General features: G+C 72.2%; 19 protein-coding genes. 13 read left to right on the top strand and 6 right to left on the bottom strand.

What is annotated here, in order from left to right:
* Nucleotides 1-128: 128 nt before the first annotated feature.
* Nucleotides 129-914 (bottom strand): hypothetical protein, encoded by a 786-nt coding sequence (locus ACIWVC_RS15475; protein ID WP_396454252.1) that lies wholly within the window; start codon nt 912-914, stop codon nt 129-131.
* Nucleotides 915-1,092: 178 nt separating this feature from the next.
* Between ACIWVC_RS15475 and ACIWVC_RS15470 the strand changes: the two genes are divergently transcribed.
* The 5 genes from ACIWVC_RS15470 (at nt 1,093) to ACIWVC_RS15450 (ending at nt 7,102) form a co-directional block, all read left to right on the top strand.
* Complete coding sequence (locus tag ACIWVC_RS15470) at nt 1,093-2,031, top strand: aldo/keto reductase (RefSeq protein ID WP_396454251.1); 939 nt, start codon at nt 1,093-1,095, stop codon at nt 2,029-2,031.
* Nucleotides 2,032-2,124: 93 nt separating this feature from the next.
* The gene (locus tag ACIWVC_RS15465; RefSeq protein ID WP_396447889.1) at nt 2,125-3,000 is read left to right on the top strand and encodes a serine/threonine-protein kinase; all 876 of its coding nucleotides are present in this window, start codon (nt 2,125-2,127) and stop codon (nt 2,998-3,000) included.
* A gap of 668 nt (nt 3,001-3,668) precedes the next feature.
* A complete protein-coding gene (locus ACIWVC_RS15460) occupies nt 3,669-4,952 on the top strand; it encodes a citrate synthase (protein ID WP_396447888.1) in 1,284 nt (427 codons plus the stop codon).
* A 221-nt stretch (nt 4,953-5,173) separates the two neighbouring features.
* Nucleotides 5,174-6,079, top strand: coding sequence for a hypothetical protein (locus ACIWVC_RS15455; protein WP_396447886.1), 906 nt, complete (start codon nt 5,174-5,176; stop codon nt 6,077-6,079).
* A 372-nt stretch (nt 6,080-6,451) separates the two neighbouring features.
* On the top strand, nt 6,452-7,102 hold the full coding sequence (locus ACIWVC_RS15450; protein WP_396454250.1) for a hypothetical protein: 651 nt from the start codon (nt 6,452-6,454) through the stop codon (nt 7,100-7,102).
* 61 nt (nt 7,103-7,163) lie between these two features.
* Here ACIWVC_RS15450 and ACIWVC_RS15445 read toward each other — a convergent pair whose 3' ends face one another.
* Nucleotides 7,164-7,877 (bottom strand): TetR/AcrR family transcriptional regulator, encoded by a 714-nt coding sequence (locus ACIWVC_RS15445; RefSeq protein WP_396447884.1) that lies wholly within the window; start codon nt 7,875-7,877, stop codon nt 7,164-7,166.
* An 85-nt stretch (nt 7,878-7,962) separates the two neighbouring features.
* On the opposite strand from ACIWVC_RS15445, the gene ACIWVC_RS15440 reads away from it, so the two are divergent.
* Nucleotides 7,963-8,895: a TIGR03620 family F420-dependent LLM class oxidoreductase gene (locus ACIWVC_RS15440; RefSeq protein WP_396447883.1), complete on the top strand. Its 933-nt coding sequence runs from the start codon at nt 7,963-7,965 to the stop codon at nt 8,893-8,895.
* Between the two features lie 154 nt (nt 8,896-9,049).
* Here ACIWVC_RS15440 and ACIWVC_RS15435 read toward each other — a convergent pair whose 3' ends face one another.
* Nucleotides 9,050-9,706, bottom strand: a complete 657-nt coding sequence (locus ACIWVC_RS15435; RefSeq protein ID WP_396447882.1) for a response regulator — start codon at nt 9,704-9,706, stop codon at nt 9,050-9,052.
* An 8-nt stretch (nt 9,707-9,714) separates the two neighbouring features.
* Entirely contained in the window at nt 9,715-10,845 is a 1,131-nt protein-coding gene (locus ACIWVC_RS15430; RefSeq protein WP_396454249.1) for a sensor histidine kinase, read from the bottom strand.
* A 156-nt stretch (nt 10,846-11,001) separates the two neighbouring features.
* On the opposite strand from ACIWVC_RS15430, the gene ACIWVC_RS15425 reads away from it, so the two are divergent.
* Genes ACIWVC_RS15425 through ACIWVC_RS15415 form a run of 3 tightly spaced genes read left to right on the top strand, consistent with a single transcriptional unit; the run spans nt 11,002 to nt 13,555 of the window.
* A complete protein-coding gene (locus tag ACIWVC_RS15425) occupies nt 11,002-11,907 on the top strand; it encodes an ATP-binding cassette domain-containing protein (protein ID WP_396447879.1) in 906 nt (301 codons plus the stop codon).
* Entirely contained in the window at nt 11,904-12,776 is an 873-nt protein-coding gene (locus ACIWVC_RS15420) for an ABC transporter permease subunit (protein ID WP_396447878.1), read from the top strand. The genes ACIWVC_RS15425 and ACIWVC_RS15420 overlap by 4 nt, the downstream gene beginning before the upstream one ends.
* Nucleotides 12,776-13,555, top strand: coding sequence for an ABC transporter permease (locus tag ACIWVC_RS15415; RefSeq protein WP_396447877.1), 780 nt, complete (start codon nt 12,776-12,778; stop codon nt 13,553-13,555). Before ACIWVC_RS15420 ends, ACIWVC_RS15415 begins: the two co-directional genes overlap by 1 nt.
* Nucleotides 13,556-13,726: 171 nt before the next feature.
* On the opposite strand, the gene ACIWVC_RS15410 is transcribed toward ACIWVC_RS15415, so the two are convergent.
* Nucleotides 13,727-14,035: a hypothetical protein gene (locus tag ACIWVC_RS15410; RefSeq protein ID WP_396447876.1), complete on the bottom strand. Its 309-nt coding sequence runs from the start codon at nt 14,033-14,035 to the stop codon at nt 13,727-13,729.
* Nucleotides 14,036-14,564: 529 nt separating this feature from the next.
* On the opposite strand from ACIWVC_RS15410, the gene ACIWVC_RS15405 reads away from it, so the two are divergent.
* Entirely contained in the window at nt 14,565-15,470 is a 906-nt protein-coding gene (locus ACIWVC_RS15405; RefSeq protein WP_396447874.1) for a helix-turn-helix domain-containing protein, read from the top strand.
* A 6-nt stretch (nt 15,471-15,476) separates the two neighbouring features.
* On the opposite strand, the gene paaI is transcribed toward ACIWVC_RS15405, so the two are convergent.
* Nucleotides 15,477-15,917 (bottom strand): hydroxyphenylacetyl-CoA thioesterase PaaI, encoded by a 441-nt coding sequence (gene paaI, locus ACIWVC_RS15400; protein WP_396447873.1) that lies wholly within the window; start codon nt 15,915-15,917, stop codon nt 15,477-15,479.
* Between the two features lie 139 nt (nt 15,918-16,056).
* On the opposite strand from paaI, the gene ACIWVC_RS15395 reads away from it, so the two are divergent.
* The 3 genes from ACIWVC_RS15395 to ACIWVC_RS15385 all read left to right on the top strand — a co-directional run bounded on the left by ACIWVC_RS15395 (nt 16,057) and on the right by ACIWVC_RS15385 (nt 18,596).
* On the top strand, nt 16,057-16,458 hold the full coding sequence (locus ACIWVC_RS15395) for a nitroreductase family deazaflavin-dependent oxidoreductase (RefSeq protein ID WP_396447872.1): 402 nt from the start codon (nt 16,057-16,059) through the stop codon (nt 16,456-16,458).
* A gap of 105 nt (nt 16,459-16,563) precedes the next feature.
* A complete protein-coding gene (locus ACIWVC_RS15390; RefSeq protein ID WP_396447871.1) occupies nt 16,564-17,622 on the top strand; it encodes a phosphotransferase enzyme family protein in 1,059 nt (352 codons plus the stop codon).
* 107 nt (nt 17,623-17,729) lie between these two features.
* Complete coding sequence (locus ACIWVC_RS15385; RefSeq protein WP_396447870.1) at nt 17,730-18,596, top strand: NAD(P)-dependent oxidoreductase; 867 nt, start codon at nt 17,730-17,732, stop codon at nt 18,594-18,596.
* Nucleotides 18,597-18,643 lie beyond the last annotated feature (47 nt).

Genomic DNA, 18,643 nt, shown 5'->3' with positions numbered 1-18,643 from the left:
CGATCGCTCTCCCAGGGCAGGCCGCGTCCAAGGCGTCCGGCGGCGACGAGCCGAGACGCCAGGCGGGCCGCAAACGCTGGATCGCCCGGCGGACGGCCGCCCGCAACGCCTTCGAAGGCAGGCGGTGGTCAGGCGGCGGGCTGGTCCTGTGCGTTGATCTCGGTCCTGGCCGTGTCGAGGGTTCGGAGTGCGCGGCTGAGGGGGCCGAGGTCCGGTGGCTGGTCGGCGTCGCCGTCCACATAGGCCGAGCAGCGCAGGACCCAGGCGCGGATGACGTCCTCGGCGTGCTCCTCGGATCGGCGCGTCCTGGCCAGGGTCAGGCTGCGTTTCTCCTCCGCGACCTCCTTCGCCAGGGCCTCGTCCGTTCGGAGCGCCTGGACGTCGGAGAGGGCGTAGCGGCCGAGCTGGTCGGCCTTGAGCCCGCGCTCCGAGGCGATCCGGTCGAACGTCCGGCGCGGCCACCCGAGGATGGTCACCGCTCCGCCGGCGTCGACGGTGCCGGTGAGCGGACCCTTTCTGGCGGCGACCACCGTCCGCACGGTCTCCGGGTCGAGCCGGTCCAGGTCGCGCACGAGGTAGACCGGGTGGCCGCGGAAGCTGCTGACGACGGTGAGGGCGCCCTCGGCGACGAGGACTTCGATGTCCCGCCGCTCCACGTCGAGGCTGACGCGGGCGGCGAGCCTGGCGGCGGCGCGCGCCGAGCCGATCGGCGGTTCTTCGCCGAATCTGGCGATGACCTCCCTGCCCGCCTCCCGGGAGTCGTCGGCCAGGTCGGCGGACCACCGCTCGCCGTTCAGGTCCGGGCCCGGAAGGATCCCGTGCTCCAGCCCCACGCGCAACTGCCACCGGGTGAGCCCCAGGTGTTCGGCGAACTGATTGGCTCCGTACTGCGTGCGGTTGATCTGCGCAGGCATTGCCGTGCCTTTCCTGCCGCGATTGGGATTGACGCCGCACAGCCTCCCTGACGCAGTCCCCCAGCGGTAGCAGAATGCGATTCTGTGGATACCCGGAAAGAGGGCTCGCTTAATTCGGGCAGTTCGGGCAATTGGCCCATGGTTCGAGTGCGGGGTCCGGCATGCGAGGCTGGACGGCATGAAGCCTATTGACCGCCTGGGAATCGGCCTCGCGGCACTGGGGCGGCCCGCGTACATCAACGTCGGCCGGGCCGGTGAACTGCCGCCCGGCCGGAGCGTGGAAATGATGCGGGACGCCACCTGGACCGTCCTCGACAGGGCCTACGAGGCGGGTATCCGATGGGTGGACGCGGCACGCTCCTACGGCAGGGCCGAGGAGTTCCTGGCAGGCTGGCTCAACTCACGCCGGCCCGACGATATGACGGTGTCCAGTAAGTGGGGCTACACCTACGTCGGCGAATGGAAGACCGACGCCGCGGTGCACGAGGTCAAGGAGCACAGCCTTGACCGGTACCGCTCCCAGTACAGGGAAAGCCGCGGGTTGCTGGACGGGCATCTATCCGTCTATCAGGTTCACTCGCTGACCGCAGACAGCCCGCTCTTCCAGGATCTCCGCCTACAGGAGGCGATGGCCGAGCTGAGCGCCGAGGGCGTCCGCGTGGGCTTCTCGACCTCGGGTCCAAGGCAGGCTGACACCATCCGCCGGGCGATGGCGTTGCACGTCTCCGGCCAGAGGCTTTTCAACACCGTCCAATCAACGTGGAACATTCTGGAGACGTCAGCCGAGGATGCCCTGCGCGAAGCGCATGACGCTGGACTGCGCGTCCTGCTCAAGGAGGTGCTGGCCAACGGGAGGCTCGCCGTCGACCCGCCCCCGGCCGTGCGGAGCATCGCGTCCGAGAACGATGTGCGGCCGGACGCGCTCGCATTGGCGGCCGCCCTCAGCCGGCCTTGGGCGGACGTCGTCCTCATCGGCGCGGTCAGCCCCGCGCAGCTGGAATCGAACCTCGCGGCGTTGAACGTGGTTTTCGACGAGCGTCAGCTACGGGTGCTGTCGGAGCTGAGCGTCCCACCGGAGGGCTACTGGGCCGAACGGAGCGCACTGCCCTGGACGTAGGCGCACGTTCGCCGAGCAGCCTCCGCCTCATGGCACGATTGAGCAGCCCCACCATGATCGGATTTCCGTGCCATGCAGTCAGACCTTCCAGAGATGATCGGCCCCTACCGTGTGGTCGCCCGGCTCGGCGCCGGTGGGATGGGCGAGGTGTTCCTCGGAGCGTCGCCCAGCAGGCGCCTCGTCGCGGTGAAGGTCATCCGTCAGGAGTTTCTGGACGATCCCCGATGGCGCGCGAGGTTCCGCCGTGAGGTGACGTCGGCGCGCTCGGTCAGCGGCTTCTACACGGCACCCGTCGTGGACGCCGACCCGGATGCGGACCGGCCCTGGCTCGCGACGCAGTACATCCGCGGTGTGAGCCTCGCCAAAGTCGTCCGGGAGAAGGGGCCGCTCCGCGAACGTGCAGCGTGCCGGCTGGGGGCCGGGCTCGCGGAGGCGCTGATCGCGATCCATCGCGCGGGCATCGTGCACAGGGACCTGAAGCCGTCGAACGTCCTGCTCGCCTCGGACGGGCCGAGGGTCATCGACTTCGGCATCGCGAGACCCCTCAACGCACTGCCGCTGTCCCGCACGGAGATCCTGGGGACGCCCGCCTACATGTCACCGGAGCAGGCTCTCGGCGACCCGGTTCACCCGGAGAGCGACGTGTTCTCCCTTGGCTCGACTCTCGTGTTCGCTACGACGGGCGCGGCGCCCTTCGGCAGCGACCACAAGGTGCGCAGCCGCATCGTGCACGGCGAACCCGACCTCACCGAGTTGCCGGACCCGATGCGCGGGCTCGTGACCCGCTGTCTGGTCAAGGACCCCGGAGAACGTCCCACACCGGAGCAGATCCTGGTCGCCTTGTCCACGCTGCTGGACGCCCACTACGGCGAGGAATGGCCGCCTGTCGACGTCGAGCAGCTCATCGGCGTCCACGAACGGACGCTGGTCGAGTTCACGGCCGAGTTGCCGACGCTCCGGGAGCACTAGAGCGGGTTATCAGGGCAGGCCCTCGACGAGCGCGTCCCAGAAGGCGGTCTCGTAGGCCGCAGGAGGCGGGCCGCGCGGGCGATCTCGACCGGGTCTTCACCCGCTGCCAGCCCGGACGCGACCACTCCAGGTCGGCCACCATCGCCAGGGCCACCTCGGCGGCCGTCCCAAATGCCGCCCTTTGTGCGAGATACGCTGGATATGCCTGCGCGAAGGGCTTCGGGTCATATGCCATGAGATTCTTCTCACTTTGCCCGAGCGCGGCCGCGAACTCCCCGAGGAGCGCCAGCGCCCGCCCTTCGCCCTGTGCGAGCCCCAGAAAAGCCCGCCGGACGGCGAATCGGGAAACCCGGCCGCCGGCAGCGCGAAACGGCGCCGACCGCTGCCCACGAACCGGTACTCCTCGCCTGCCAGCCAGACCAGGCGCTCCCTGCGCAGCTCGCCCCCTTCGAGCATGTCGACGAAGCGGTTGGCGGTCGTCGCCGCGGCCATGTCCCCGCGGGTGCGCGCGCGAGGAGATCGGCGGCTCCGTTGTCGGCCATGACTCCAACGGAGCACCCGGGCCGGGCGTCCGTCAACGCGACCGGCCGGATCGCGCGGGTGATCACGCGGATACGATGAAGAGCGGAAGTCTACGCAGGTGTGGACGCAGTTGGGAGTGAGCGAGTATGTCGGATTTCGAGCTCGACCACGCGGGCGGCCGGATGCCTCTGGAGGTCAGGGAGGCCACCGAGGGGCCGTCAGGTCTGGTCGTCGGCAGCCTCTTGAAGGAGACGGGGCATGTCACGCTCGATCCCGGCTTCACCAATACCGCGTCCACGACGTCCGCCATCACCTATATCGACGGCGAGGCGGGGATCCTCCGCTACCGCGGGTACCCCATCGAGGAACTGGCGGAGAAGTCGTCCTTCCTTGAGGTGGCCTATCTGCTGATCTATGGGGAGTTGCCCACGGCCGATCAGTTGGCCGACTTCACCGACAAAGTGCGCAACCACACGTTGCTGGACGAGAAGTTCCGGGCGTTCTTCTCCGCGTTCCCGCGCCGGGCCCACCCCATGGCCGTCCTGTCGTCCGCGGTCAGCGCCCTGTCGACCTTCTACCAGGACAGCCTCGACCCGTTCGATCCCGAGCAGGTCGACCAGTCGAGCATCCGGCTCATCGCGAAGCTGCCCACCATAGCGGCGTACGCCTACAAGACGTCCAACGGCCAGCCGCTCCTGTACCCGGACAACTCCCTCGGGTACGTGGAGAACTTCCTCCGCATGATGTTCGGCCTGCCCACGCAGCCCTACGAGATCGACCCTGAGATCGCACGCGTCCTGGACATGCTGTTCGTCCTGCACGCCGACCACGAGCAGAACTGTTCGACCTCGACCGTGCGGCTCGTGGGGTCCAGCCAGGCGAACCTGTTCTCTTCCGTGTCCGCGGGTGTGGACGCGCTGTTCGGCCCGCTGCACGGAGGCGCCAACCAGGCCGTCCTGGAGATGCTCGAACGCATCCACGAGAACGGCGACGACATCGACTCGTTCGTCGCTCGCGTCAAGAACAAGGAGCCCGGCGTCAAGCTGATGGGCTTCGGGCACCGCGTCTACCGCAACTACGACCCGCGCGCCGCGGTCGTGAAGAAGGCGACGAGCAAGGTCCTGGACGCGCTGGGCAAATCCGACCCGCTGCTGGACCTGGCCATGCGTCTCGAAGAGGTCGCGCTGAGCGACGACTACTTCATCGAACGCAAGCTCTACCCCAACGTGGACTTCTACACGGGCGTCATCTACAAGGCGATGGGCTTCCCCACGAACGCGTTCACCGTGTTGTTCGCCCTCGGCCGGCTTCCCGGATGGATCGCCCAGTGGCGCGAGATGATGAACGACCCGGCCACGAAGATCGGACGGCCGCGCCAGGTGTACGTGGGGCCGGGCGAGCGCCACTACGTGGACGTATCGGCTCGCTGACCGCGGCCGGGCGGCTGCTCGACGAACAGCCGCCGGTGATGACGCGGCCGCGCCGCAGGATCGTCCGCCTGGACGACTCGGCGACGCAGGCCCGCGTCGGCGCGCCCCTCTGACCTGCGGCTCTGGCCCCTTTATCCCCAGAATCGCGTTCTAGGGAAAGTCCTCGGCGGCCTCCTCGAAGCTGGACTGCGAACACCGGTCCACCAGCTGGGGAGGCTGCATTGCGCGTCACCATCACGGTTCCCGAAGAGACGAGCGCCGGCTTCGTCGTCGCCAGCGACAGGGAGCCCGGCGACCTCGCGGCGATGATCCGGCAGCGCCTCCCCAGCCCGTTGGCCGCGGCGGTCGCGGGCCGCCTCGGCACCCCGCGCCTCGTGTTCGCCGACCACCCCGCCGACAGTTCGCCCTGGGACTTGAGCGAGGTGTCCGGCGCCGATGAGGACGACGCTGAGCGGGCCCGCCTGGCCAAGCGGCACATCGGCGTCACATGCGTCATGCCGGTCGGTGACCTGCCGTCCGGGCCGCACCTGGCCCGCGCCACCGCCAAGGCGATCGCGGAATCACTCCGCGGGGTGCTCGTAGACCTCGCCACCGGCCGGACCCTGCCCGCAGCTCGCCTCAACCGGTTGGACGACTTCGTCCTCGCCGACGACTGGCTCGGGACCGTCCTGCCGCCCTACCGGGACTCGGGACGCTGCACGGCCGGCGAGGACGACATCGACGGCTGCAACTGCGTGGCTCTCAGAACCCGGGGGCTCCGCCGCTTCGGCCTCCCCGAGCTGGAGATCACGGACGTGGCGTGCCCGCACGACCTGGCGGCGCTCAACATACTCCGCACGACCGCGCAACGCCTGCTGCCCCTCGGCAGGCACCCCGGCGAGCACGTGCTGCCCGGCGAGCTGATGCTGACGAGCGCCGACTTCTCCACGTTCTGGGGCAACCGAGACCCCATGTGGGACGACGGCCCCATCGGTGTCCGGCTGGCCGAAGTCACGCCCGGCCGCCTCGGCATCCGCGCCCCGGCGTCCTTTCCGGGCACGTTGAACGAATGGCTTTGGGACGAACTCCCGCCCGTCCTGCACGAACTCCTCACCTGCGAACCCGACCGCGCCACCCCACCGGGCTGAGCACGAAGCCCTTCGTCCCTCACCGCAGACCCGCAGCCGCAGCCGGGGACCCCCACGGCTCGCCCACCATTCAGCATCTCCACGGCGCAGACCGGGGTGACGTGCTCACCAGAACAAAGCGCCATGCCGTCTCAGCGTCTCCACCTCACAGGCCGGAGTGACGTGCTCACCAGAACAAAGCGCCATACCCTCTCAGCGTCTCCACCTCACAGGCCGGAGTGACATGCTCACTAGGACAGCGCGCCATGCCGTCGCGAGTTCCCCGCCTGCGTACAGAGCGAGGACCGGGGCGTCAAGTTCAGCGTCTTACTGTCGAGGGCACCCCCTGAGCAGCGTCACCGGACCCGCGCGGGGTCGCTAACGTCGTGCGGCATGGAGGACGTCGAAGCGCCCGGGTCGCTCGCGAGAGTGCTCGCGGATGTCAGAGCCGAACGCGAGGCCCAAGATCGCATGTGGGGAGCGCAGGAATTCCCCGACGGAAGCGGACCCGCCTTCGCCGAGGCCGCGGACGAGGCCAAACGGGAATGCGCCGCCGCCGTGCGGCGGGGCGAACTGACGTGGAGGCACATTCTTGCCGAGGAGTTCTTCGAAGCCCTCGCCGAATCGGACCCGGCCGCTCTCCGCGGCGAGCTGGTGCAGACGGCTGCGGTCGCCGTCCACTGGGTCCAGTCCTTGGACCGGCGGCACGGCACCACCGTCCATCCCGCCAAGGATGGCGGCCAGGCCGAAAAGCTGGTCCGAGACAGGATCCCCGAGATCATCCGGGCGGCGGGCGGGCGGCCCGAAACGCGCGTCGCCGACGCCGACGAGCATGTCGGGCGGCTGCGCGCCAAGCTCGTCGAGGAAGCCGGCGAGTACATCGCGAGCGGCGACCCGGGTGAACTCGCCGACCTCCTCGAAGTCGTCCACGCTCTCGCAGCGGCCCACGGCATGAGCCCCGCGGACCTAGAGCGCCGACGTTCCGCCAAGGCGGAGGAGCGAGGCACGTTCAGCAGGCGACTCATCCTCCGCCTCCAGCGGTGACCTGGGGCACCGCCGCCCGACCCCGCCCAGCGGCCAGGCCGTCGCAGGGGGAAGGGGCCGCTCAACCGGATTTCGCGGCCGCCTGCTTGCGGCGGTGGGCCTTCTGGCGGCAGGACGCGCTGCAGTAGCGGGCCGGACGGCCGGTCGGCGCCGGGGTGATCGGGTTCCCGCAGATCTCGCAGCGTGTTCCGTTACGAGGGTCGAGAGTTTCGTTTCGTTTCGTCGTGGGACGGAGTGCGTCGGAGGCGAGGAGCGTCATACGGCCGCGGCGCCCTTCCCGCCGGTGCGCGCGCTCCATGTGCATGGCGCCGACCATGAGGGCGCGGACGTCCTGCACGTCCACGTCGGAGCGGACCGCGCCCGCGGCCTGCGCCCTCCGCAGCAGGACGCCGAGACCCGCTGTGAACCGGTCGTCCACCCCGCAGGTGTCGAAGCCGCTCAGGTCGTCTGCCAGAGCGTCGCAGAGCGCGTGGTTGTACATGGCCCGCTCGACGACCCGGGCGAAGAAACCGTAGAAGGCCCCGGCCGGGTCGTCCGCGTCCCGCAGGGCCTCGGCGTCCTCCACGATCTGTTCGATGCGAGTGGTGACGACGGCCCGGAACAGCGCCTCTTTGGTGGGGAAGTTCCGGTACACCGTGCCGGCTCCCACTCCGGCGCGCCGGGCGATGTCGTCGAGCGGGACGAGGCGGCCGTCGGCGGCGAACGCCTCGAACGCGGCCTGGAGGATGCGCTCGCGGTTCCTGCGCGCGTCCGCGCGCCGGGGCGCGTTGCTCACTCGGGCCTCCTGCTGCGTTGACAAACGGGGCGGTCGTTCCGGTACCGTTCTAAGCGGGTTGTACGTTCCGATTATAGGAGGGCCGATGGCGGTCGCGGCGGTAGAGGAGATGCGCGGAAGGCTGGGCAGGGTCGGTGCCGTGCTCACGACACCGGTGGCGACCGCGGACGAATGGCGGCGTGCGGCCCGGCGCGTCGAGGAAGCGGGATACGGCTCGATCTGGGTGAACGAGGCCATCGGTGGTCGCGAGGTCTTCGCGCAGCTGGGCGTGCTGCTCGCGGCGACGGAGCACGCCGTCCTCGGATCGGCCGTCGCGAACCTCTGGGCCAGGCATCCCGCGTCGATGCAAGGGGCGGCGTCGGTTCTGGCGGACGCCTATCCCGGCCGGCTCGCGCTGGGTGTGGGGGTGAGCATGCCCGCGAGCGTCGAGGCGAGCGGGCAGAAGTGGACGAGTCCGCTGAACCGGATGCGCGAATACCTCGACGGAATGGACGCGGCGGCCGGCGCGGCGCCGGTCCCCGAGGTGCCGTTCCCGCGGCTGCTGGCCGCGCTCGGCCCGAAGATGCAGGGTCTGGCGCGCGACCGCGCGGACGGCGCACTGCCCGCGGCGATGCCCGTCGAGCACACCAGGGCGGTCAGAGAACGCCTGGGCCCGGACAAACTCGTGGTCGTCGTGCAGACCGCGATCCTTGAGGCCGATCCAGAGAAGGCCCGCGCCGTCGCGAGGCAGGCGCAACTGCTCTCCCTCCCCGGCTCCCCCTACGTCCGCTCACTGAAAGAACTGGGCTACCCGGACGAGGCGCTGACCGACGGCGGCTCGGACGAGGTCATCGACGCATGCTTCAACTGGGGCGACGAGACCGCGATCGGCAAGAGGGTCCAGGACCACCTAGACGCCGGGGCCGACCATGTGGCCCTCGCCGTCTTCACACCGGACCTGGCAGCGTGCGCCGACCTTCTTGAACGACTCGCCTCCGCACTCCCGGCACAACGCGCCGAACAGCCATCCCGGCGGTAGGTGTCGATGGTCGGGCTCCGCGAGGCGTTGGGGCCTGCCGTCTCGGGCGCGCCGGGGTTGGCCGGCGCGTGGAGAGTTCGGAGCCGATCAAGGCTGGCGGCCCGTGGCGGATCGCGCTAGGGGGCCGTCGCCTGCGGGCTCAGGCGGGTGTGGGTCAGCTGGGTTGTACCAGGCGGGTTTCGTAGGCGGCTATCACCAGCTGGGCTCTGTCGCGGGCTTGGAGTTTGGAGAGCAGGTGGCCGATGTGGGTCTTCACCGTGGCGGGGCTGAGGTGCAGGTGGTCGGCCAGTTCGGCGTTGGAGAGGCCGCGCGCGATGAGGGTGAGGACCTCGCGTTCCCGGTCGGTCAGGGCGTCCAGGGCGGCGGGCGGGGGCTGGACGGGGGCCGGGCGGCGGACGAACTCGGCGATCAGGCGGCGGGTCACCGTGGGCGCGAGGAGGGCGTCCCCGGCCGCGACGGATTTGATGGCGGAGAGCAGGTCCGCCGGCGGGGTGTCCTTGAGCAGGAAGCCGCTCGCCCCGGCCTTGAGCGCCGCGTACACGTAGGAGTCGAGGTCGAACGTCGTGAGGATGAGGACGCGGACGTCCGGCAGCTCGGAGCAGATCCGCCGGGTCGCCTCGATGCCGTCCATCTCGGGCATGCGGACGTCCATGAGGACGACGTCGGGGCGTTCGCTCCCGGCCAGCGCGACGGCTTCGGCGCCCGTGCCGACCTCGCCGACGGTGCGGAGGCCGGGCGCGGTGTCGATGAGCACGCGGAAGCTGCCGCGCAGCAGAGCCTGGTCGTCGGCGACGAGGACGCGCAGATCCAACGGGGTTCCTAGGGTTCGTACGGGAAGTCGGCCGATACGGCGAAGCCGCCGGACGGGCGCGGGCCGGCGGTGAAGTCGCCGCCGTACATCATGACGCGTTCGCGCATGCCGATGAGCCCGTGCCCGTCGCCGCCCGGCAGGACGCGGGCACCGGGGCCGTCGTCGGTGACGTCGATGCGCACGCGCTGTCCGTCGGCCCGGACGCGGACGCGGCAGCGGGCGGGCGCGGCGTGCTTGACGACGTTGGTGACCGCCTCCTGGACGATGCGGTACACGGAGAGCGCGACGCCTTCCGGGAGGTTCGGGGCGTCCACCTCCAGGTCGACGTGCACGCCCGCCATGGCGGCGCGTTCCGCGAGGTCGGCGAGGTCGGCGAGGCCGGGGGCCGGGCCGAGGTCGGCGTCGGTGCGCAGGACGCCGAGGAGGTGGCGCATCTCGGAGAGGGAGCTGCGGCTCGTGGCCTCGATGACGCGGAGGGCGTCGAGGGCCTCGTCCGGGCGGGCCGCGGCGACGTGGACGGCGACGCCCGCCTTGACGGCGATCAGGCTCATGCTGTGCGCGACGACGTCGTGGAGTTCGCGGGCGATGCGGAGCCGCTCGTCCGAGACGGCCTGGTCGGCGAGCCGGCGGGCGGAGTGCGCGGCCTGCGCGCGGCGCTCCCGGACGGCGCGGCCGAGCGTCCAGGACGCGCCGAGGACGGCGAGGCCGAGCAGCACCTCGCCGGCGGCTTCGGCGTGCCAGTCGGCGGGCCCGACGATGGCGCCGCCGAGGATGAGGACGGCGCTGACGACGCCGATCAGCGGCGTGGGGATCCAGCGGCGGCGGCGCCGGGTGAGGGCGACCGGGTAGAGGGCGAACGCCGCGGCGGCGTAGGAGTCCCAGGGCAGGCCGAGGACGAGGGACGCGGTCGAGGCGGCCAGCACGGCGGTGAAGACGGGCACCGGCCACAGCCGCCGCACCGCCAGCGGAAGACCGGTCGCGGCGGCGAGCGGGACGACGGCGAGCGCGGAGCCCCCCGGGGCGGCGGGCAGCGTCACCAGCGCGAGCGTGCCGATGACCGCGACCGCGGCGTCCAGTCCGATGAGGGCGCGCCGGCTGAGCCGCATGAAGAACGGGGAGCGCAGCTCGGGTTCGTCCACGTCACGACGGTACCGGCACCCGCGGACGCGTCGCCTCGTACCACCGGCCGTCATACCGGGGTCGGAGCCGGGCGGGCGCCTCCGAGCACGGTCGGAGGCGAAGGTCCCGCCCGTGTTCCGATGTGCGGCGCGCGGGTCCCGTAGGAGCGTCGACGCATGATCGAAGTACGCGAGCTGACCAAGCGCTACGGCGGGACGACCGCGGTCGACCGGCTGTCCTTCGTGGTGCGGCCGGGGACCGTGACCGGGTTCCTGGGTCCGAACGGCGCGGGCAAGTCGACGACGATGCGCGTCCTGCTGGGGCTGGACGGGGCGACGTCCGGCGAGGCGCTGGTCAACGGGGGCCGGTACACGGCGCTGCGGCGGCCGATGCGGGAGGTCGGGGCGCTGCTGGACGCGGGCGCCGTGCACGGCGGGCGCCGGGCGTTCGACCATCTCGGGTGGCTGGCGCGCAGCAACGGGATCGGCACGCGCCGGGTCGCGGAGGTCCTGGAGCAGGTCGGTCTCGCCGGCGTGGCGCGCAAGCGGGTCGGCGGGTTCTCGCTGGGCATGCGGCAGCGGCTCGGGATCGCCGCGGCGCTGCTCGGCGACCCCGGGGTGCTCATGTTCGACGAGCCGGTGAACGGCCTGGACCCGGACGGCGTCCGCTGGATCCGGGAGCTGATGCGGTCGCTCGCCGCGGAGGGCCGGACGGTGCTGATCTCCAGTCACCTGATGAGCGAGATGGAGCTGACGGCCGACCGGCTGGTCATCATCGGGCGCGGCCGCCTGGTCGCCGACACCTCGGTGCGCGAGCTGGCGGACCGCTTCCAGCGCGGCGTCCGGGTCCGCTCGCCCCGGGCGGCGGAGCTGACCGCCGTGCTCGCCGCCGCCGGGGCGCGCGTCGAGTCCGCGCCGCGCGGCGCCCTCACGGTGACCGGGCTGGACGTCGCGGCCGTCGGCGACGCGGCCGCCGCGCACGGCATCCCCCTGCACGAAGTGACACCGCACAGCGCGTCCCTGGAGGAGGCGTACATGGAACTCACCGCCGACAGCGCCGAGTACAGCGCGGTGCTCAAATGACCCGGCACGGCGGCGCGGCCGCCGCCTCCCGCCGGCCCGCCCGAGGCCCGGCCGACGACCGCGCGACCGGCGGGGCGGCGAACGGCGGCGGTCTGGGGGACGTGGTCCTGGCGGAGTGGGACAAGCTGCGGACTGTCCGGTCGACGGGTGCGGTGCTCGGCGTGGTCGCGGGGTTCACGCTGCTCAGCTGGGTCTGGTCGTGGTACGTGGCCCGCTACTGGGACGGGCTGGCGGCCGCGCAGCGGGAGACGACCGCGGTGGCGCCCCCGGGGCAGCCGCTGGCCGTCTCGCTGCCCGTGTGCGCGGTCGTGCTCGGGGCGCTGGCCGTGACGTCCGAGTACTCGTCCGGGATGATCCGCACGACGCTGGCCGCGATGCCGCGCCGGGTCACGGTGTTCCTGGCGAAGGCGGGCGTGGCGGCGGCCGCGATGTGCGCGGCGGCTCTCGTGGCGCTGGCCGCCGCGAGCGCCGCGGGGAGGGTGATCGTCGGCGACAGGCCGGTGGCGACGTTCCAGGCGCCGGCGGCCGAGGTCGCGGTCCACCTGTTGTGGCTCGGGTTGACGACGGCCGCGATCACGCTCATCTCGGTGGGGCTGGGCGCCGTGATGCGCTCGACCGCGGCGGCGGTCACCTCGGGCATGGGGATGCTGTTCGTGCTGCCGGCGCTCGCCCGGCTGCTGCCGTCCCCGTGGGACGAGCGGATCTGGTCGATGCTGCCCGGCAACCTGTCGAACCAGATCGCGGGGCCGCCCGGCTCGTCCGGCGATCACGGCGTGCTGCCGCCCGCGGTCGCGGCGGCGGTCCTGGCGGCGTACGCGGTGGCCGCGCTGGGCGCCGGCGGGTACGTGTTCGCGCGCAGGGACGCGTGATGGGCGACGTGCTCGCGGCGGAGTGGTGGAAGCTGCGTTCGGTCCGCTCGACCTATGCCGTGCTCGGGGTGACGGCCGCGTTCACCGGGTTCGTCCTGCTCTTGGCGTTCCAGATGGCCCACGTCTGGGACGGCCTGCCGGCGGAACGCCGAGACGATCTCCTGCTGCGGCCCCTGCAGGAACTCGGCGGCTGGGCGGCGTCACTGTGCTTCGGGATCCTCGGCGTGCTGTCGATCACGTCCGAGTACCGGACGGGCATGATCCGCACAAGCCTCATCGCGGTCCCCGGGCGCCGGAAGCTGCTCGCGGCCAAGGCCGCGGTGATCGGCGCGGTCGCGCTGGCCGCGGGCGAGGCGGTGACCGTCGGATCGTTCCTGGGGACGCGGCTCATCGCCGGCGACCGCCCCTTCCCCGACCAGCAGGCGTCCATCGCACACGATCTCCCGGGTTTCGCGCTCGCCGGGACGGTCGTGCCGGTGTTCGGCCTGCTCGGCCTGGCGTTCGGCGTCCTGCTGCGCTCGACGGCGGGATCGGTCGTGTCGGTCGTGTTCGTGTGGCACGTCCTGCCGCTGCTCGTCTACCACCTGCCGGGACCGTGGAACGAGCGCGCCGGTTCGGTGATGCTCGGCGGACTCCCCAGGCAGATGGCGGGGCTCAGCGCGGAGAACTCCGTGTACGGCGATCTCCTCTCCCCCGCCGCGGCGGCGGCCGTGCTGGCGGCGTACGCGCTGGTCCCGCTCGGCCTCGCCGCACTCGCCCTGCACAGCCGCGACGCCTGAAACCCCGAAGGCCCACCCGCTCACGGCGGTCGGGCGGGGCTTGACGCACGGCCTACGGAACGCATGAACGGCGGCGCCCCGGTGTGGGGCTCCGCCGTTCCTTCGTCCTCGCGCGGCTCGGCGTCCCCGGCGGACGCGGCCGGGCGGTGAGGCGCGACTGGATCGCCTGGTTCAGCCCGCCTGGAGCGAGGTCGCCCGGAGGGCGAGGCGCTCGCGGAGCATGTCGGTGGCCTCGTCGATGCGGGGCGCGGCGGCCTGGGCGCGGACGCGGCGGCCGCCGAGGTCGGCGACGGCCTGGGCCAGCGCCGGGCGCGGCAGCGACGGGTCGTTGACGACGCTCAGCGTGACCTGGACGGACGTGACGCCGTGGGCGTCCGCCAGCGCCTCGCGGACGGCGCGCTCCGCCGCGGCGCGCTCGTGCGCCGAGACATCGCCCGAGGTCAGGAACCGGATCTCCGGTCTCTCACGGGTCGCGTTCATTGGCTCTCTCCCAGATGCACGGGGGTGTTCGGCTCCCTGCGGAGCGGCGGCCGTGACCGCCCCTCTGACAGGAGAACGTCCGGGCGGTTCGAGATCTTGCCCGCCGGGGACGAGAGCTTCGTCACGCCCGGAGCGGCCCGCGAAAACTCACCAAAATGCGTGACGGGCGACCTTCACGCGTCATACGACCGATCCGGGAATGGCCGGTCAGGATTGGCCGCACGCATTGCCGGAGAACGGCGGTCAATTGGTATGCCCGCGGCGGCGCCGCCGGATGTGAAATGATGCCCTGGCCGACTCAGCCGCCGCGCCGGTGCCACGTTCTGCAGCCGCACCGCCACCGACAGCACTGGTCACGGGACCGGTCCGGCGTCCGGCAGGGCGGCGCGGAGGCGGACAACCCCTCTCGGGAACGCGTTTTTCATACCTCCCGAAAACCCGTCCGCATCCACTAACATAGGGCGGTGCCGTTCCGCCTGTGCGTAGACTCCGTCGACTGGCTGGTGACCCCTTGTCCCAGGATTCAGCTGTGCCCACACCTCCGGCCGAAGACGATCCGGCCGGTCGGCTGATCGATTATCCGCGCCGCGGCGGCCCCACGGTCCTGCGCATTCTGCTCGGCGCGCAGCTGCGCCGGCTGCGGGAGGAGCGCGGGATCTCCACCGAGCAGGCGGGCTACGAGATCCGCGGTTCCCATTCGAAGATCAGCCGGATGGAGCTGGGCCGGGTCGGCTTCAAGGAGCGCGACGTCGCCGACCTGCTCACCCTCTACGGCGTGACGGACCCGGCCGAGCGGGCGCCGCTGCTGCGGCTCGCCAAGGAGGCCAACAACCCGGGCTGGTGGCACCAGTACGGCGACATCCTGCCGAGCTGGTTCGAGGTGTACCTGGGCCTGGAGGAGGCCGCCTCCCTGCTGCGCTCCTACGAGCTGCAGTTCGTCCCCGGGCTGATGCAGACCGAGGACTACGCCCGCGCCGTCGTCCGGCTCGGCTACTCCGACGCCTCGGAGGAGGAGGTCGAGCGGCGCGTCCAGATCCGCACGATGCGGCAGGCGCGGTTTACCTCTCCCGACGCGCCCACGCTGTGGGCCGTGCTGGACGAGGCGGTGGTGCGCCGCCCGCTCGGCGGCCGCGCGGTGATGCGCGCCCAGATCGAGCATTTGATCGAGATGTCGGAGCTGTCCCACGTGACGCTGCAGATCGTGCCGTTCGGCGCGGGCGGGCACGCGGCGGCCGGCGGCCCGTTCACGATCCTGCGGTTCGCCGAGCCCGGCCTGTCGGACGTGGTGTACCTGGAGCAGCTCACCAGCGCGCTCTACCTCGACAAGCCCACGGACGTCGACACCTACATGCGCGCGATGAACAACCTGTGCATCACGGCCGCGCGCCCCGACGACACCGCCCGGTTCCTCAACGGCATCCTGAAGGAGCTCTGACCCGGATCAGGGCGCTTCGCCGCCGATGACCGGCCGGTTCCGGCTGCGGCTCCCGCCCCGGAACTCGGCGATGACGCCGCCGTCCGGGACGCGCCGCACCGTCACGTCGTAGATCCCGCTGCGGCCGTAGCGGACGCGTTCGGCCGCGACCGCCTCCAGGACGTCCCCGGCGCGCGCGCTCGCCACGAACACCACGTCGGCGGACGCGGCGACCGTCACGTCGTCATGGGTGTTGCACGCGTACGCGAACGCGGAGTCGGCGAGCAGGAACACGTAGCCGCCGTGCGCGATGCCGAAGCCGTTCACCATGGTCTCGGCGACCGCCATGCGCAGCCGCGCCCGGCCCGGGGCGACCTCGACGATCTCCATCGCGAGGTCCTGCGCGACCTTGTCCCGTGCGTACATCGTCTCGGCGCATCGCCGCGCCACTTCCGCCGCGTCGTCCACCGGGCCAGCGTAGTGACCCCCGCGCGGACGCAGGTCAGGGCTTGAGAGCCGCACCCCTGGGAAGGTGATCGTGCGTCCGGAGGTTGACACGGGGTGGCCGCGCGGGCGGCCGGAACCGGAACGGAACAAGGAGGATCCGATGCTGTTCGGCAAGGAACACGTCCGGCGCTACCAGGAGACCGACGGCGAGGAGGGCCACGAGTGGCAGGGCACGGTGACGCTGCTGCTCACCACGACCGGGCGGAAGTCCGGCAAGGAGTACACGACGCCGCTCATCTACCAGACCGAGGGCGACGCCTACCTCGTCGTCGCGTCGAAGGGCGGCGCGGACGAGCCGCCGGACTGGTACCTGAACCTGGAGGCGAACCCGGAGGTGAAGGTGCAGGTGAAGGGCGACAAGTTCACCGCCCGGGCGCGCACCGCGACCCCCGAGGAGAAGCCGGCGCTGTGGCGGAAGATGACGGCGGCCTGGCCGGCCTACGACGAGTACCAGGAGAAGACGACCCGCGACATACCCGTGGTGGTGCTGGAGCGCGTCTGAGCCGCCGTCCGCGCGGGTTCCCTTCCGCGGTGCGGGCGGGGCGTGTAGCGTCGTCGTAGAACATCCATTCGACCGCCGTCCGCCCGACGCAGCCGAGGTGCCGAGGTGCCCACGCCCCAGACCGCCGACACCGACCCGCCGCCGCGGCTGCTGCGGCGCTGGGACATCGGGCCGCCGGACGCGGCGGTCCCGCTCCCCGCGGGGCCCGGCCGCCGGTGCTGGCGCGTCGACACCGCCGAGGGGGCGTTCTTCCTCCGCGAGTACGCCGCGCCCGACCGGCGCCGCCTGCTCTTCCAGCACACCGTCACCGCCGCGCTGGACGCGGCCGGGCTGCCGGTCCTCGCGCCGCTGCCCGCGCGCGCCGGCCGGACGCTGGTGACCGCCGCCGGGCGCGGCTACGTCCTGTACCCGTGGGTCGGCGGCCGCGGGCGCGGCGGGCTGGAGCTGACGTTCGGCGGCTGCGAGGCGCTCGGCGCGCTGCTCGGGCGGCTGCACGCGGCGCTGGACGAGCTGACGGCGCCCGTCCAGCAGAGCATGCTCGTGCCGACGCCGCGCGCCGCCGACGCGGCCGCCGCCGTCGAGGAGATGCTGCGCGACGTCCCGGGCGACGGCGGCGGAACCGACTTCGACGCGCTGACCGCGCGCCGGCTGCGCGAGCGCCGCGACCTGCTCGCCGAGTTCGCCGGGCACCAGCCGCCCGACATCGAGGTCAGCACGGTCGGGCACCTGCACGGGTCGTTCCACGCCGGGCACCTGCGCTACGGAGGGTCGGGCAACGTCACCGCCGTCCTCGGCTGGGGCGCGCTGACGACGGGCCCGGTCGCCGGCGAGGTGGTCCGGGCGGCCGCGCGGCTGTTCGCCCACGGCGACGAGCGCGGCCTCGACCTCGACCGGGTGCAGGCGTTCGTGCGGGGGCACCGCTCGGCGTACCCGCTGGACGCCGGGCAGATCCAGGCGGCCGTGCACCGGGAGTGGTGGGAGCGGCTCTGCGACGTCGCTCCGCTGCGGCACCGCTACCTGGGCGAGGACGGCGCCGGCGGGCGCGGCCAGGCGTCCCTGGTGGCGTGGTGGTCGGCGCAGCTCGACCGCACCCTCGACGCGTTCGCCGCGCCGTACACGGACGTGTACGCCGACGCGCCGGACGACGGCCACGCCTACGGCTGACCGGCCGGGCGGCCGGTGGGTAGGGGTATCCGGGATGCGCGGGGCGCGGCCTTGTGCGAGGCTGGCTCCGCACGATTATGAACCGGACAGTCCAAAAGGAGCCTGACATGACGCACGTCGCGATGCTCGGCACCGGGATCATGGGCGCGGCGATGGCCCGGAACCTGCTCCGCAACGGCCACCGCGTCACCGCGTGGAACCGCACGGCGGCGCGGGCGGAGCCGCTGTCCGCCGACGGGGCCGAGGTGGCGGGCTCGCCCGCCGAGGCCGTCGAGGGCGCCGACGTGGTCATCACCGTCCTCAAGGACGGCGAGACCGCGCTCGCCGTCATGACCGAGGCGGCGCCGGGGCTGCGCCAGGGGCAGATCTGGGCGCAGATGGGCACGGTCGGCCTCGCGTCCCTCGGGCGGCTCGCCGCCTTCGCGGCCGAGCGCGGGCTGACGTTCGTCGACGCCCCCGTCCAGGGCACGAAGCAGCCCGCCGAGCAGGGGAAGCTGCTGGTGCTGGCCGCCGGGCCGCAGGACGCGCGGACCGCGCTCGCCCCGGTCTTCGACACCGTCGGCGCCCGGACGCTCTGGCTGGACGAGAACGGCGCCGGCGGCGCGGGCACCCGGCTGAAGCTGGCCGCCGTCAGTTACGCCATCTCGCTGACCTCGGCGGTCGCCGAGTCGGTCGCGCTGGCGAAGGGCCTCGGGCTCGACCCGTCGCTGCTCGGCGAGGTCCTCAGCGGCGGCCCGCTCGACAGCCCCTACCTGCAGGCGAAGATGAAGGCCATGGTCGAGGGCGACTTCGAGCCGAGCTTCGCCGTCCGCAACGCCGAGACGAACACCCGGCTCATCCACGAGGCGGCGGAGTCCGCCAAGATCCGCGTGGACCTCAACGACGCGGCCGGCGAGCGCTTCCGCCGCGTCATCGAGCAGGGCCACGGGGACGAGGACATGGCCGCCACCTACCGCGCGAGCTTCCCCGCCTAATGGGAGCTACCGGGTCGGCCGCCGCTGGCAGACTCGGTGCCTGGTAG

This window comes from Actinomadura sp. (genome assembly GCF_044508335.1).
GTDB lineage: Bacteria > Actinomycetota > Actinomycetes > Streptosporangiales > Streptosporangiaceae > Spirillospora.
Note: the sequence above shows the minus strand (reverse complement) of the source record. Positions and strands in the feature narration are given on the sequence as shown.

Excerpts from the sequence above, each read along its gene's own strand:
- ACIWVC_RS15395 (WP_396447872.1), top strand. The coding sequence starts at position 16,057 with ATGCTGTTCGGCAAGGAACACGTCCGGCGCTACCAGGAGACCGACGGC.
- ACIWVC_RS15440 (WP_396447883.1), top strand. The coding sequence starts at position 7,963 with ATGGCGGTCGCGGCGGTAGAGGAGATGCGCGGAAGGCTGGGCAGGGTC.
- ACIWVC_RS15420 (WP_396447878.1), top strand. The coding sequence starts at position 11,904 with ATGACCCGGCACGGCGGCGCGGCCGCCGCCTCCCGCCGGCCCGCCCGA.
- ACIWVC_RS15475 (WP_396454252.1), bottom strand. The coding sequence starts at position 914 with ATGCCTGCGCAGATCAACCGCACGCAGTACGGAGCCAATCAGTTCGCC.
- ACIWVC_RS15385 (WP_396447870.1), top strand. The coding sequence starts at position 17,730 with ATGACGCACGTCGCGATGCTCGGCACCGGGATCATGGGCGCGGCGATG.
- ACIWVC_RS15460 (WP_396447888.1), top strand. The coding sequence starts at position 3,669 with ATGTCGGATTTCGAGCTCGACCACGCGGGCGGCCGGATGCCTCTGGAG.
- ACIWVC_RS15465 (WP_396447889.1), top strand. The coding sequence starts at position 2,125 with ATGATCGGCCCCTACCGTGTGGTCGCCCGGCTCGGCGCCGGTGGGATG.
- ACIWVC_RS15415 (WP_396447877.1), top strand. The coding sequence starts at position 12,776 with ATGGGCGACGTGCTCGCGGCGGAGTGGTGGAAGCTGCGTTCGGTCCGC.
- ACIWVC_RS15450 (WP_396454250.1), top strand. The coding sequence starts at position 6,452 with ATGGAGGACGTCGAAGCGCCCGGGTCGCTCGCGAGAGTGCTCGCGGAT.
- ACIWVC_RS15425 (WP_396447879.1), top strand. The coding sequence starts at position 11,002 with ATGATCGAAGTACGCGAGCTGACCAAGCGCTACGGCGGGACGACCGCG.
- ACIWVC_RS15470 (WP_396454251.1), top strand. The coding sequence starts at position 1,093 with ATGAAGCCTATTGACCGCCTGGGAATCGGCCTCGCGGCACTGGGGCGG.
- ACIWVC_RS15410 (WP_396447876.1), bottom strand. The coding sequence starts at position 14,035 with ATGAACGCGACCCGTGAGAGACCGGAGATCCGGTTCCTGACCTCGGGC.